Origin of the sequence: Vibrio plantisponsor, from assembly GCF_013041605.1 — a bacterium.
Taxonomy (GTDB): Bacteria; Pseudomonadota; Gammaproteobacteria; order Enterobacterales; family Vibrionaceae; genus Vibrio; species Vibrio plantisponsor.
This window is the reverse complement of sequence record NZ_JABEQC010000005.1, coordinates 292,903-305,940: the sequence shown is the minus strand read 5'-3', so window position 1 is coordinate 305,940 and position 13,038 is coordinate 292,903. Positions and strand designations below refer to the sequence as shown.

13 protein-coding genes are annotated in these 13,038 nt (G+C 44.3%); 8 read left to right on the top strand and 5 right to left on the bottom strand.

Annotation, left to right across the window (positions count from 1 at the left end; all coding sequences use genetic code 11):
• Nucleotides 1-361: 361 nt before the first annotated feature.
• The 5 genes from ychF to lolB all read right to left on the bottom strand — a co-directional run bounded on the left by ychF (nucleotide 362) and on the right by lolB (nucleotide 4,819).
• Complete coding sequence (gene ychF, locus HKI82_RS09705; protein WP_042484134.1) at nucleotides 362-1,453, bottom strand: redox-regulated ATPase YchF; 1,092 nt, start codon at nucleotides 1,451-1,453, stop codon at nucleotides 362-364.
• 10 nt (nucleotides 1,454-1,463) lie between these two features.
• The gene (gene pth, locus HKI82_RS09700) at nucleotides 1,464-2,054 is read right to left on the bottom strand and encodes an aminoacyl-tRNA hydrolase (protein WP_042484131.1); all 591 of its coding nucleotides are present in this window, start codon (nucleotides 2,052-2,054) and stop codon (nucleotides 1,464-1,466) included.
• A gap of 308 nt (nucleotides 2,055-2,362) precedes the next feature.
• On the bottom strand, nucleotides 2,363-3,307 hold the full coding sequence (locus HKI82_RS09695) for a ribose-phosphate pyrophosphokinase (protein ID WP_102940907.1): 945 nt from the start codon (nucleotides 3,305-3,307) through the stop codon (nucleotides 2,363-2,365).
• Nucleotides 3,300-4,208 carry a 4-(cytidine 5'-diphospho)-2-C-methyl-D-erythritol kinase gene (gene ispE, locus HKI82_RS09690; RefSeq protein ID WP_390632268.1) on the bottom strand — a complete coding sequence of 303 codons (909 nt, stop codon included), beginning with the start codon at nucleotides 4,206-4,208 and terminating at the stop codon, nucleotides 3,300-3,302. Before ispE ends, HKI82_RS09695 begins: the two co-directional genes overlap by 8 nt.
• Nucleotides 4,205-4,819 (bottom strand): lipoprotein insertase outer membrane protein LolB, encoded by a 615-nt coding sequence (gene lolB / locus HKI82_RS09685; protein ID WP_171137853.1) that lies wholly within the window; start codon nucleotides 4,817-4,819, stop codon nucleotides 4,205-4,207. The genes ispE and lolB overlap by 4 nt, the downstream gene beginning before the upstream one ends.
• Before the next feature lie 160 nt (nucleotides 4,820-4,979).
• Here lolB and hemA point away from each other — a divergent pair, with 160 nt between their 5' ends.
• The 8 genes from hemA to ybaK all read left to right on the top strand — a co-directional run bounded on the left by hemA (nucleotide 4,980) and on the right by ybaK (nucleotide 13,024).
• Complete coding sequence (gene hemA / locus HKI82_RS09680) at nucleotides 4,980-6,239, top strand: glutamyl-tRNA reductase (protein WP_171137852.1); 1,260 nt, start codon at nucleotides 4,980-4,982, stop codon at nucleotides 6,237-6,239.
• Nucleotides 6,240-6,268: 29 nt separating this feature from the next.
• On the top strand, nucleotides 6,269-7,357 hold the full coding sequence (prfA, locus tag HKI82_RS09675; RefSeq protein WP_102940903.1) for a peptide chain release factor 1: 1,089 nt from the start codon (nucleotides 6,269-6,271) through the stop codon (nucleotides 7,355-7,357).
• A 3-nt stretch (nucleotides 7,358-7,360) separates the two neighbouring features.
• Nucleotides 7,361-8,224: a peptide chain release factor N(5)-glutamine methyltransferase gene (prmC, locus tag HKI82_RS09670; RefSeq protein ID WP_102940902.1), complete on the top strand. Its 864-nt coding sequence runs from the start codon at nucleotides 7,361-7,363 to the stop codon at nucleotides 8,222-8,224.
• Nucleotides 8,225-8,270: 46 nt separating this feature from the next.
• Nucleotides 8,271-8,654, top strand: coding sequence for a SirB2 family protein (locus tag HKI82_RS09665; protein WP_102940901.1), 384 nt, complete (start codon nucleotides 8,271-8,273; stop codon nucleotides 8,652-8,654).
• A 49-nt stretch (nucleotides 8,655-8,703) separates the two neighbouring features.
• Nucleotides 8,704-9,513, top strand: a complete 810-nt coding sequence (locus HKI82_RS09660; protein WP_102940900.1) for a SirB1 family protein — start codon at nucleotides 8,704-8,706, stop codon at nucleotides 9,511-9,513.
• An 18-nt stretch (nucleotides 9,514-9,531) separates the two neighbouring features.
• Nucleotides 9,532-10,383 (top strand): 3-deoxy-8-phosphooctulonate synthase, encoded by an 852-nt coding sequence (gene kdsA, locus HKI82_RS09655; protein WP_102940899.1) that lies wholly within the window; start codon nucleotides 9,532-9,534, stop codon nucleotides 10,381-10,383.
• Between the two features lie 362 nt (nucleotides 10,384-10,745).
• Nucleotides 10,746-12,407, top strand: coding sequence for a bifunctional UDP-sugar hydrolase/5'-nucleotidase UshA (ushA, locus tag HKI82_RS09650; RefSeq protein ID WP_102940898.1), 1,662 nt, complete (start codon nucleotides 10,746-10,748; stop codon nucleotides 12,405-12,407).
• Between the two features lie 137 nt (nucleotides 12,408-12,544).
• Nucleotides 12,545-13,024 carry a Cys-tRNA(Pro) deacylase gene (gene ybaK / locus HKI82_RS09645; RefSeq protein ID WP_042484098.1) on the top strand — a complete coding sequence of 160 codons (480 nt, stop codon included), beginning with the start codon at nucleotides 12,545-12,547 and terminating at the stop codon, nucleotides 13,022-13,024.
• The last annotated feature ends 14 nt before the right edge of the window (nucleotides 13,025-13,038 follow it).

The window sequence follows — 13,038 nt, the reverse complement described above, 5'->3', positions numbered from 1 at the left end:
TACGACGGGATTCGAACCTGTGACCCCATCATTATGAGTGATGTGCTCTAACCAGCTGAGCTACGTAGCCATTACTATTTCTTGCTCTCAGAACTAAGTTGCCTTATTGCTGAGAACGGTGCGCATTATGCGGATCTGCTTTCGGAGCGTCAACAGTTTTTTTGAATAAATCGCCTGAAACGCATCGTTCGACTTTTTTTTAAACAAAGAGGCGTGTTTGTGATCAAAAAGTGCTAACAAAACAACAGATTTATTACTTTTGCATAGCGGCAAAAATTCATATTTTTTTATTTGAAAATGTCGAAAAAAACAAAAAAGCCAACCGAGTGGTTGGCTTTTATTCGATTCTGTCTGATGCAGATTAAACGTTGAAACGGAAGTGAACAACATCGCCATCTTTAACGATGTAATCTTTGCCTTCTAGTCGCCATTTACCTGCTTCTTTCGCACCGCTTTCACCGTTAAATTGGATAAAATCGTCATAACCGACAACTTCAGCGCGAATGAAACCTTTTTCAAAGTCAGTGTGAATTTTGCCAGCTGCTTTTGGCGCTGTTGCACCAATTGGAATTGTCCAAGCGCGAACTTCTTTAACACCTGCCGTGAAGTAAGTGTGCAGTTCTAGTAGTTCGTAACCCGCACGAATCACGCGGTTTAGACCCGGTTCTTCGATACCCATGTCTGCTAGGAACTCTTCGCGCTCGTCGTCTTCTAATTCAGAAAGCTCAGATTCAATTGCTGCACATACAGGAACAACCACGTTATTCTCTTTTGCGGCAAATTCACGTACGAGATCTAAGTACGGGTTATCTTCAAAACCATCTTCTGCAACGTTAGCAATGTACATGGTTGGCTTTAAGGTTAAGAAGTTTAGGTAGCCAATTGCAGCCAGTTCTTCTTTAGTTAAGTCAACTGTACGAGCTGAGCCACCTTCAGTTAAAACAGGCAGTAATTTTTCAAGTGCTACTAGTTCTAACTTAGCGTCTTTGTCGCCGCCTTTTGCTTTCTTCGCGTTACGTTGAATCGCACGTTCACAAGAATCAAGGTCCGCCATTGCCAACTCTAAGTTGATCACTTCGATGTCTTCGATTGGTGAAACTTTACCTGCAACGTGTACGATGTTTTCGTTCTCGAAACAACGAACAACGTGACCGATCGCGTCAGTTTCACGGATGTTAGCTAGGAACTTGTTACCTAGACCTTCACCACGAGAAGCACCTGCAACCAGACCTGCGATATCCACGAATTCCATTGTTGTTGGAAGAATACGCTCAGGATTTACGATTTTCGCTAGTGCATCTAGACGAAGATCTGGAACCGGTACAACACCAGTGTTTGGTTCGATGGTACAAAACGGGAAGTTAGCCGCTTCGATACCTGCTTTTGTAAGAGCATTGAAAAGTGTTGATTTACCAACGTTTGGTAGACCAACAATGCCACATTTAAAACCCATGTCTGTAACCTTATTCAGCTTTGAACGTGTGTAAGCGATTTTGCGCTTTCGTTAGACCATCTTTTAACAAGATATCGAGGCAACGAACCGATTCATCGACGGTTGCATCTAATTGCTCCTGCTCTTTAGCAGGGGCTTTGCCTAACACATAGCCTGCGACTTTATCTTTATGTCCAGGATGGCCAATGCCAATCCGCAGACGGTAAAATTCTTTGTTGTTGCCCAGTTTGCTGATGGTGTCTTTTAAGCCATTGTGACCACCATGACCACCGCCTTTTTTGAACTTAGCAACACCCGGAGGGAGATCAAGTTCATCATGTGCCACCATGATCTCTTCAGGTTGAATTTGGTAGAACTTTGCAAGAGCTGCAACTGCTTTACCGGATAAATTCATAAAAGTAGTTGGGATCAGCAAACGTAAATCTTCGCCATTGACCACAATCCGGCCAGTCAGACCGAAGTATTTCGGCTCATTTTTCAACGTAATATTGTGAATACGAGCCAGTTCTTCTACGACCCATGCACCGGCATTGTGTCGAGTTCTAGAATATTCCGGGCCAGGATTCGCCAGACCGACAAGTAATTTAATAGGTTGACTCAAAGCTAGGATCCCTTAGGAAACGAAAAAGCGCGGTATGATAGCACAAAAAATCCCTTTGGCGCGAGGCTCAAAGGGATTCGGTTCTTTAAGCGTTTCTGAGAGGATGAGCAAGTTGTATCTTTCGCTCCTTTTGACTATTTAGTTAGCGTATTCTGACAAGGTTAATTTGCCGTTTCTGTTTGAAGTACGGCAAGTGAATAGCTTTTAACTCATAGCTGGTATCGGGGGAGATTGGTTTATCACCGAGAGAAAGGAATAAAAAAAGCGCCTTGTTTAGAAGACGCTTTTTTAACAGTCAATATCAACGCTTAGTTGAACATTGCTGAGATAGATTCTTCGTTGCTAATACGGCGAATCGCTTCTGCTAGCATGGTAGACAGAGTCAACTGAGTCACTTTACCGGTTGCTGCCATTTCTTTAGACAGAGTAATTGAGTCAGTGATGATAACTTGGTCAAGAACAGAGTTCTTAATGTTTTTCGCTGCGTTGCCAGAGAATACTGCGTGAGTAGCGTAAGCGAATACACGCTTCGCACCACGGTTTTTCAGAGCTTCTGCTGCTTTACATAGTGTGCCACCTGTATCGATCATATCGTCTACAATCACACAGTCACGACCTTCTACATCACCAATTAGGTTCATTACTTCAGAAACGTTAGCGCGTGGACGACGTTTGTCGACGATTGCGATATCGATATCACCTAGTGCTTTAGCTGTTGCACGTGCACGTACAACACCTCCTAGGTCAGGAGAAACAACCACTGGATCTTCTAGACCACGAGCTTTCATATCTTCAAGAAGTACTGGAGTACCGAAGATGTTGTCTACTGGTACATCGAAGAAACCTTGAATTTGTTCTGCGTGCAGGTCGATAGTAAGAACGCGGTCAACACCAACGTTAGAAAGGAAGTCTGCAACAACTTTTGCAGTGATTGGCACACGAGCAGAACGCACACGGCGGTCTTGACGAGCGTAACCAAAATAAGGAATAACAGCAGTAATACGGCCTGCTGAAGCACGACGCATAGCATCAATCATTACAACGAGTTCCATTAGGTTGTCGTTGGTTGGTTTACAAGTTGATTGGATGATAAATACGTCGCTACCACGAACATTTTCATTGATTTGTACTGCAACTTCTCCATCAGAGAAACGAGAAACAGTAGCATCTCCTAGAGAAATGTATAGACGTTCAGCAATACGTTGTGCTAGTTCGGGTGTGGCATTACCAGCAAATAGCTTCATATCAGGCACGGTGGAAACCTCGGGGTTGCGTCCAGTTTTTAAATAGATTGGGGTTGGCTGATTTGTATCTAGCCAGTGTCTCTTTAAGCGGAGAAACATTTCGCCCTTGGGCGATAAACGCTGAGACGGTGTCAGGGAGTTCGGACAGAACATTTTTTGCGTCGTTTTCGTTTGAAAATTCAGCAAAAACGCACGATCCTGTACCGGTCAATCTTGACGGCGCGTATTGTAGCAGCCAAGAAAGTTGCTTATCAACCTCTGGATACAGCATTCGGACAATTTTTTCGCAATCGTTTTCGTATTGAGTGTCAAGAAGCGTGAACAGCTCTCGTTTTGGCGTATTTCTGGTCAAGTCAGGATGACAAAAAATATCTTTGGTCGCGATGCTGACATTCGGTCGAACCACTAAATACCATTTTTCTTGTGCTTCAACAGGCGTTAGCTCTTCGCCTACACCTTCTGCAAAAGCGGCAAAACCACGAATAAATACGGGTACATCGGCGCCCAAAGCTAAGCCTATTTCTGCAAGTTCGTCATCGCTGAGGTTGGTTTGCCAAAGAAAATTTAAGGCGACTAACACGGTCGCGGCATTTGAAGAGCCACCACCGATACCTCCACCCATTGGCAGGATCTTGTTTAACTCAATCTCCGCACCCAAGTTACAACTCGTTCTCTGTTGTAATGCAGTTGCCGCTTTCCAAATCAGGTTGTCTTCAGTTTTGACGCTTTCCAGTTCTGGAGTGAGGGTGATCTTACCGCTTTCATTAGCGGTGATACTGAGGTCATCACCATAATTGAGAAATTGAAACAGAGTTTGTAACTCGTGATAGCCGTTATCACGACGGCCTGTGATGTAGAGAAATAGATTTAACTTTGCAGGGGATGGCCAAACCGTTTTGCCAAAAATCATGGGGTCAGTATCCATTTAGAGATAACAAGTTTTATTGACGTTTGTTGCTGAGTTAGCTGCATTCTATCCGGCAAAGGAATGTTGCCGTTTTGCCAACTAAATTCTTTATATCGAGTGTAATCGACATGCCAGTTTTGTCGACCAGAAGTCTTGTCCAGAGAAGCTAATGTGTTGTTTTCATTTAGCTTAAAATAATCGGCTTTTGTTGGTAGCCCCAGCACCCAGTCCTGAAGATCGTCGATTGGGATATCCAGCCCAGTAAGCTGGTAAATTAATATTTGGCCATTGGCTGCGTTGAATTTTTGGTCGTCATAGGTTTCTACGGTGGCACCTTTGGCATCCATAGATAGGCTTAAGACGGTCTGACCGAGAAAATTGGTCAAACGAAGCTGGCTCTTGTTCGGTGACTTTTGCCATTGAAAGTTTAAGGTTTCACGCTGCTCTGGTGAGATATAGCCGATCTTGCCGATAACTTGATATGTTTGAATCTGTTGTAGTTTTTGTTGGTGGGCTTGCCACTCTACATCAACGATAGGTTCTGGTGTTGAACTACAGCCAAACAGAATCAGCAAAAAGCTCAAGGAGAGGAGAATACGCGGCTTAATCATCATAATTGCTCGTTATTTGTCCTGCAAAGTGAGTGAAACTGGCATTACTATATCATTGATATCACGAAGTCGGGAAAACAAATCCTCGTTGCTCTTTCAATCACAAGGGGCATAAAGTAAAATTCTGCCCCTAATTCATTTCTTACCAGAGAATCCTCGATAGATGTCCTTGCTTGCTATTGGTATCAATCACAATACGGCTTCGGTTGAGTTACGAGAAAAAGTGGCTTTCGGCCCAGAGAAATTATCTGAGGCGCTTGGCCAGTTGTCTGCTGACTCACACGTGAACGGAAGTGTCATTCTTTCGACGTGTAACCGTACTGAAATTTATTGTGATGTTAAATCATCAAGTAAGAACAAACTGATCGAATGGTTGACCCAGTTTCACAACGTCAGCCCTGAAGATTTGAAACCTAGCCTCTATGTTCATGAAGACCAAGCAGCGATTCGTCATCTAATGCGAGTCTCTTGTGGTCTGGATTCACTGGTATTGGGTGAACCGCAGATTCTTGGGCAGGTAAAACAAGCGTACGCGGACTCTCGTAAAAACAACGCCGTTGATTCATCGCTCGATAAATGGTTCCAGAAAGCATTCTCTGTCGCTAAACGTGTTCGTACAGAAACTGAAATTGGTGGTAGTGCCGTGTCGGTGGCTTACGCTGCTTGTACTCTGGCAAAACACATTTTCGAATCGCTGTCGGATGCGACTGTGCTGCTTGTCGGTGCGGGTGAAACCATTGAACTGGTGGCAAAACATCTGGCGGGCCACAACTGTAAACGTATTATTGTGGCTAACCGAACCCGTGAGCGAGCAATGAGTTTGGCGGAAGAGTTCAATGCAGAAGTGATTGCATTGAACGAAATACCGGATCACCTGCATTTTGCCGATATCGTTATCAGCTCAACAGCCAGTCCTTTACCTATAATAGGCAAGGGGATGGTAGAAAGCGCTCTGAAAAAACGCCGTCATCAGCCAATGCTGTTTGTGGATATTGCCGTACCACGTGATATCGAATCACAAGTAGGTGATCTTAATGATGCTTATCTGTATTCGGTCGATGATTTGCAATCTATCGTGGATAGCAACATTGAGCAGCGCAAAGTAGAAGCGATTCAGGCTGAAGCGATCGTCAGCGAAGAAAGCGCGGCTTTCATGAGCTGGATGCGCTCACTGCAAGCGGTTGATAGTATTCGTGACTACCGTAAAGCAGCCAACGATATCCGCGAAGAATTGCTATCAAAAAGCTTACAGGCTTTAGCGGCGGGCGGAGACCCAGAAAAACTATTGGTGGAGCTGAGTAACAAGCTCACCAACAAACTTATTCATAACCCAACCCGAGCGATGCAAAGCGCTGCGGAGTTAGGTGAACCGGCAAAACTTGCCATTATCAGACAAAGCTTGGGTCTTGAAGACTCACAGTAATCTGTAACTCTGAATTTAAAGAAGAAATTATGAACTCGTCGATTTTAGTGAAGCTTGAATCTCTTGTTGAACGTTATGAAGAGGTTCAACACCTGCTGGGTGACCCTGCGGTTATTGGTGATCAAGATAAATTCCGTGCTCTGTCAAAAGAGTACTCTCAGCTTGAAGAGATCACTAAGTGTTTCCAAGCTTATCAGCAAGCTCAAGAAGATTTGGCTGCAGCTGAAGAGATGACCAAAGAAGATGACGCTGAAATGCGTGAAATGGCTCAGGAAGAGATGAAAGAAGCAAAAGCGGCAATCGAGCGTCTAACTGACGAGCTGCAAATTCTTCTGCTGCCAAAAGATCCAAACGACGACCGTAACTGCTTCCTGGAAATTCGTGCAGGCGCAGGTGGTGATGAAGCGGGTATCTTCGCAGGCGACCTATTCCGTATGTACAGCCGTTATGCAGAGAAAAGAGGCTGGCGCATTGAAGTGATGTCTTCAAACGAAGCAGAACACGGTGGTTATAAAGAGATGATCGCGAAAGTGAACGGCGATGGCGCATACGGTGTACTGAAGTTTGAATCAGGCGGTCACCGTGTACAACGTGTTCCAGCAACGGAATCACAAGGTCGTGTTCATACTTCTGCCTGTACGGTAGCAGTAATGGCTGAAGTACCAGAAGCAGAAATTCCGGAAATTAAAGCCAGCGATCTGAAAATCGATACATTCCGTTCTTCGGGCGCAGGTGGTCAGCACGTTAACACCACGGATTCAGCAATCCGTATTACTCACTTACCAACAGGTACCGTAGTAGAGTGTCAGGACGAGCGTTCACAGCATAAGAACAAAGCAAAAGCGATGGCGGTACTTGCCGCTCGTATTGCTCAGGCTGAACTCGCTAAGCGTGCGGCAGAAGTGTCAGATACACGTCGCAACCTATTAGGTTCTGGTGATCGCAGTGACCGTATCCGTACTTACAACTATCCACAAGGCCGCGTATCTGATCACCGTATTAACTTAACAGTTTACCGTTTAAGTGAAGTGATGGAAGGCGATCTACAAGCGCTGATCGACCCAGTACTACAAGAGCATCAAGCGGATCAGTTAGCTGCACTTTCAGAGCACAACTAATCAATGTTGCTGACCATTGAGGCCGCATTAAAAGCGGCAGCAGAGCAATTGATCGAGAGCGGCAGTGATTCGCCGTCTCTCGACGCTAACGTGCTACTTTGCCATGTACTAGACAAGCCACGTTCCTACCTTCTCACATGGCCAGATAAATCTCTCGATACCCAGCAGCAGAACCAATTCGACGCACTGATTGAACGCAGAAAAGCGGGTGAGCCAGTTGCCTATATCATTGGTGAACGCGAGTTTTGGTCACTGCCACTTAAAGTGTCGCCTTCGACTTTGATTCCAAGACCCGATACCGAAAGGTTGGTGGAACTGGCGTTAGATAAAGCTCAGCTTATCGATGGTGATATCTTGGATTTGGGAACGGGAACAGGCGCGATAGCGTTGGCTCTGGCTTCTGAACTGCCACAACGTAAAGTGTTTGGCATTGATTTACGAGAAGAAGCTTGGCAGCTCGCAAGCGACAATGCCGCACGATTAGGCATTACCAATGCGTCGTTTTGGAACGGAAGCTGGTTTACCCCTGTACCAGTGGGTACAAAGTTTGCTTTAGTGGTTTCAAACCCGCCATATATTGAAGAAAACGATCCTCATTTAACCCTTGGCGATGTGCGTTTTGAACCGAAAAGTGCATTGGTCGCTCAAGACAACGGGTTAGCGGATATAAAGACCATCAGCGAGAATGCTCGTGATTATCTGTTAAATGAAGGTTGGTTACTGTTTGAACATGGTTACGACCAAGGCGCGGCAGTAAGAGAGATTTTGCAAGCCTTCGGCTATAGCAATGTTGAAACACAAAAGGATTATGCTGGTAATGATCGTGTTACCTTAGGCCAATATCGCATAGAAACTAATATCAAATAAAAACGATATCGAATAAAAAGTCATATCAGGCGTAAAGAGGATAAAGATGTACGAAGGTTTAAAACATTTCCATATGCTGACGATTGCGATCAGTGCTCTGTTGCTGTCAGTTCGCTATGTATTACTGATGATGAACTCAAAGCATCTGCAGAATAAATTTCTGAAAATCACACCACACGTTGTTGATACCTTCTTGTTGTTATCTGGCGTCGGTTTAATTTTTATTACTGGTTTCATCCCATTTACTGCAGCCGCACCTTGGATGACAGAAAAACTGACCTGTGTCCTGGCTTATATCGCTCTGGGTTTCTTCACCCTTAAGTTAGCGCGTAATAACTTACTGCGTACCTTTGCATTTTTCGGTGCATTAGGTTGGTTAGGCATGGCTGGTAAAGTTGCAGTAACAAAAGTACCTGTATTTTTCGGCTAATCACTAACCTAGTCAGAATAATCCCAGTTAGCGAATAAAGAGTAGTTAAATGCTTGACTTATTTGATGAAGATTTTGATGAGATGGAACTGGTTGAGGGTGCATTAATCCTCAATAAATCCATTGATCCAGAAACTCAAGTAGAATGGGCTGAGCAAGAGTTAAGCCGTCTACTAAACGAAGCTGAAGTCAGATTAGCGGATAAAGCAGAACCGAAAGAGCGTTTCGATGCATTCTTACACTTGTTTTATAAAGAGTGGGGATTCATCGGCGATCGTGAAGCGTATTATGACTCCGACAATGCTTTTATCGACAAAGTATTAGAGAGACGCAAAGGCGTTCCTGTGAGCTTAGGCGCGTTGCTTCTCTACTTCGGCCGTAAACTTGGTTTTCCACTGCAAGGCATTACCTTTCCGACGCAATTTTTATTGCAGGTGAACTGGCCAGACGAAACCAATCATTACTTGAACCCATTTACGGGTGAGTATGTCTCAAACCATACGTTACAAGCGTGGTTGATTGGTATGAAAGGCCCTCTGGCTAAATTGAAAGCTGAGGATCTCAAAGTGACCGATCATCCGACGATCATTGGTCGTTGGCTTGCCTTGCTAAAAAGTGCCTTATTGCGTGAAGAGAGATACACTCTTGCACTGAGATGTACCGATTTAGCCCTGACTTTTGTTCCGGATGACCCATACGAAATCCGTGATAGAGGCTATATTTATCAGCAATTAGATTGTCATCAGGTAGCAATGTCTGATTATCAGTTCTTTATTGATAATTGCCCTGATGATCCAGCAGCAGAATTATTAAAAACTCAAATGCATGCACTCAGTCATAGTACTGTGACCTTGCATTAATCAATGAAGAGACAAAACATGGAACAAAAAATCGTTCACGTTGGCGATATCCCTGTCGCAAACGACAAACCGTTCACCTTGTTTGCAGGCATGAATGTGCTGGAATCTCGCGATTTGGCAATGCAAATCTGTGAGCACTACGTAAACGTGACAGACAAGCTGGGTATCCCATATGTGTTCAAGGCTTCGTTTGATAAAGCAAACCGCAGCTCTGTGCATTCTTACCGTGGCCCAGGTCTTGAAGAAGGAATGAAAATTTTCCAAGAACTGAAAGATACGTTTGGTGTGAAAATTATCACTGACGTACACACAGAAGCGCAAGCTCAGCCTGTTGCTGACGTGGTTGACGTGATTCAGCTTCCAGCGTTCCTTGCTCGTCAAACTGACCTTGTTGAAGCAATGGCAAAAACGGGTGCGGTAATCAACGTGAAGAAACCTCAGTTCATGAGCCCAGGCCAAGTAGGCAACATCGTTGAGAAGTTCGCTGAGTGTGGCAACGAGAAAATTATTCTATGTGAGCGTGGCTCTTGCCATGGTTACGATAACTTAGTGGTTGATATGCTTGGCTTCGGCGTGATGAAAAAAGTGTCAAACGGCAGCCCAATCATCTTCGACGTGACTCACTCGCTACAAATGCGTGACCCATCTGGCGCTGCTTCTGGCGGTCGTCGTGAGCAAACGGTTGAACTGGCTAAAGCTGGCTTAGCAACAGGTATTGCAGGTCTGTTTATTGAAGCGCATCCAAACCCAGAAAAAGCACGTTGTGATGGTCCTTCCGCATTACCACTTGATAAGCTTGAGCCATTCTTGGCACAGATGAAAGCTCTGGACGATTTAGTGAAGAGTTTCCAGCATATCGATATTCGCTAATGCAATGAATTTTCGTGTAAAAAAAGCCACCTTCGGGTGGCTTTTTTATGCCTGCCAGACAGTGACTAAATCGTTGAGCAAACGATTTCATTCACAAATTCATCTTACTAAATGAAGAAAAAGTAAAAAAAATGGCTTCAATCAACTAGTTTTACTATTTAGCCAATTAAGTGACTAAATTTTTTGACGTTTCTGTTGTGATCTATTAGACATAAATATGAAATAACTCTGTCACTTGTGCGAGGTTATTTTAAGGTTAGATCTATTTTTAAAGGTCAATCGCAAGTGAACTCAACAGAAAACAGATTGATCTAGGCTTAAAAATTATTAGTAGTGGAATTCATCAGCTCAAAGGTATGACAATGAAACAAGGCTTTATTCTTAAAACGGTTTTAAGTACCGCTATTTTAGCGTCATTGGCAGGCTGTGCGACTCAACCTGCTCACGAGTGGGAAGCAGATAAAACGTACAAACTGACGGTGCTTCACACCAATGACCACCACGGTCGTTTTTGGCAAAACCAATATGGCGAGTACGGCATGGCCGCTCGTAAGACTTTAATCGACGATATTCGTGCTCAAGTTGAAGCAGAAGGCGGCAGCTTGTTGCTACTTTCTGGTGGTGACATCAACACGGGTGTTCCTGAGTCAGACCTGCAAGACGCTGAGCCTGATTTCAAAGGTATGACCAAGATTGGTTACGATGCTATGGCATTAGGTAACCACGAGTTCGATAACCCGTTAGAAGTGCTGTTCAAGCAGCGCGAGTGGGCGGATTTCCCAATGCTTTCTGCAAACATTTACGACAAGGCTACTGGCAAGCGTTTGTTCCAGCCTTACCAAATGTTTGATAAGCAAGGTATCAAGATCGCTGTCATCGGTTTAACAACAGAAGATACAGCGAAAATTGGTAACCCAGAGTACATTGGCGGCATTGATTTCCGTGACCCTAAAGAAGAAGCGAAGAAAGTTATCGCTGAGCTGAAAAAGACTGAGCATCCAGATCTGATCATCGCAGTAACTCATATGGGCCACTACCAAAACGGTGAACACGGTATTAACGCACCGGGTGACGTTGCACTTGCTCGTTACTTGAATGAAGGTGATTTGGATATGATCGTAGGTGGTCACTCTCAAGAGCCTGTGTGTATGGAAGGCCCGAACGTAGTGAATGGTAAATTCGCGCCTGGCGACGAGTGTAAACCAGACATGCAAAACGGCACTTATATCGTTCAAGCGTTTGAATGGGGTAAATATGTTGGTCGCGCTGATTACGAGTTCCGTAACGGTGAACTGAACATGGTTAGCTATGACTTGATTCCAGTAAACCTGAAGAAGAAAGTGAAAGTTAACGGTGAAAGCAAACGTGTCATCGCAACGACTGAAATTCCAGAAAACAAAGAAATGCTGGAGTTCTTACGTCCTTACCAAGAGAAAGGCCAAGCACAGCTAGGTGCAAAAGTTGCTGAGTCTAATGGTAAGTTGGAAGGTGACCGTAACGTGGTTCGTTTCCAACAAACTAACTTAGGTCGCTTGATTGCTACAGCGCATATGCAACGTGCAAAAGCAGACTTCTCTGTTATGAACTCAGGTGGTGTTCGTGACTCTATCGCAGCAGGCGATATCACGTATAAAGATGTGCTAAAAGTACAACCATTTGCAAACATCCTGACTTACATCGATATGAGCGGTCAGGAAGTGCTTGATTACCTAAATGTTGTTGCGACTAAACCTGTCGATTCAGGAGCGTATGCGCAATTTGCTGGTATCTCAATGCACGTGCAAGACGGTCAAGTATCAAACGTGTTTATCGGTGGCAAACAGCTTCGCCTAGACGATACTTATCGCTTCACAGTGCCAAGTTTCAACGCGGCTGGTGGTGACGGCTATCCTAAGATTACAGACCGTAAAGGTTTCGTAAACACTGGTTTCGTGGATGCTGAAGTTCTTAAAGACTACCTAGAAGCGAACAGCCCAATTGACGTAAACGAATACGCGCCTTCTGGTGAAATTGTTTATAAATAATCAATAAGTTGATTCATTTGCTAAGGAATAAGCGGTGTGAAAACACCGCTTATTTTTTTTGTTAATGTAAATTGAAACGAGAAGAGATAAGCTAAGCCACCAGAGGAATAAAGGTTAGATTGTGGTAAGGAAATAGAATGACCCCAGCAATTCAGTTAGCGAAGAAGAAAAAAGTCCCTCACACCATTCACCAATATGAACACGATCCCAACAACGCCAGCTACGGTTTAGAAGCGGCAGAAGCGTTAGGCCAAGACCCGAAAACCGTGTTCAAAACGTTACTTTTTTGCCTCAATGGTGAAGAGAAAAACCTCGCTGTGGCAATTATTCCCGTAGACCAAAAACTGAATCTCAAATTGGCTGCTAAAGCAGCAAAAGCCAAAAAAGCAGATATGGCTAATCCAGACATCGCGCAGAAAACAACCGGATATGTGGTTGGCGGAATCAGTCCTTTAGGACAAAAAAAAGCGCTACCGACTTTCATTCACCACAGTGCCACTGAGCTGGCAAGCATGTGTGTGAGTGCAGGGAAGAGAGGATTGGAGATTGAGCTAGCACCGCAAGATTTAGCGACATTAACGCGGGCGCAGTTTGTCGATTTGTGCCTTGAAGCATAAATAGTCTGTAGAAA

Excerpts from the sequence above, each read along its gene's own strand:
- prfA (WP_102940903.1), top strand. The coding sequence starts at position 6,269 with ATGAACTCGTCGATTTTAGTGAAGCTTGAATCTCTTGTTGAACGTTAT.
- hemA (WP_171137852.1), top strand. The coding sequence starts at position 4,980 with ATGTCCTTGCTTGCTATTGGTATCAATCACAATACGGCTTCGGTTGAG.
- kdsA (WP_102940899.1), top strand. The coding sequence starts at position 9,532 with ATGGAACAAAAAATCGTTCACGTTGGCGATATCCCTGTCGCAAACGAC.
- ychF (WP_042484134.1), bottom strand. The coding sequence starts at position 1,453 with ATGGGTTTTAAATGTGGCATTGTTGGTCTACCAAACGTTGGTAAATCA.
- ushA (WP_102940898.1), top strand. The coding sequence starts at position 10,746 with ATGAAACAAGGCTTTATTCTTAAAACGGTTTTAAGTACCGCTATTTTA.
- ispE (WP_390632268.1), bottom strand. The coding sequence starts at position 4,208 with ATGATTTTTGGCAAAACGGTTTGGCCATCCCCTGCAAAGTTAAATCTA.
- ybaK (WP_042484098.1), top strand. The coding sequence starts at position 12,545 with ATGACCCCAGCAATTCAGTTAGCGAAGAAGAAAAAAGTCCCTCACACC.
- lolB (WP_171137853.1), bottom strand. The coding sequence starts at position 4,819 with ATGATGATTAAGCCGCGTATTCTCCTCTCCTTGAGCTTTTTGCTGATT.
- HKI82_RS09660 (WP_102940900.1), top strand. The coding sequence starts at position 8,704 with ATGCTTGACTTATTTGATGAAGATTTTGATGAGATGGAACTGGTTGAG.
- prmC (WP_102940902.1), top strand. The coding sequence starts at position 7,361 with ATGTTGCTGACCATTGAGGCCGCATTAAAAGCGGCAGCAGAGCAATTG.
- HKI82_RS09665 (WP_102940901.1), top strand. The coding sequence starts at position 8,271 with ATGTACGAAGGTTTAAAACATTTCCATATGCTGACGATTGCGATCAGT.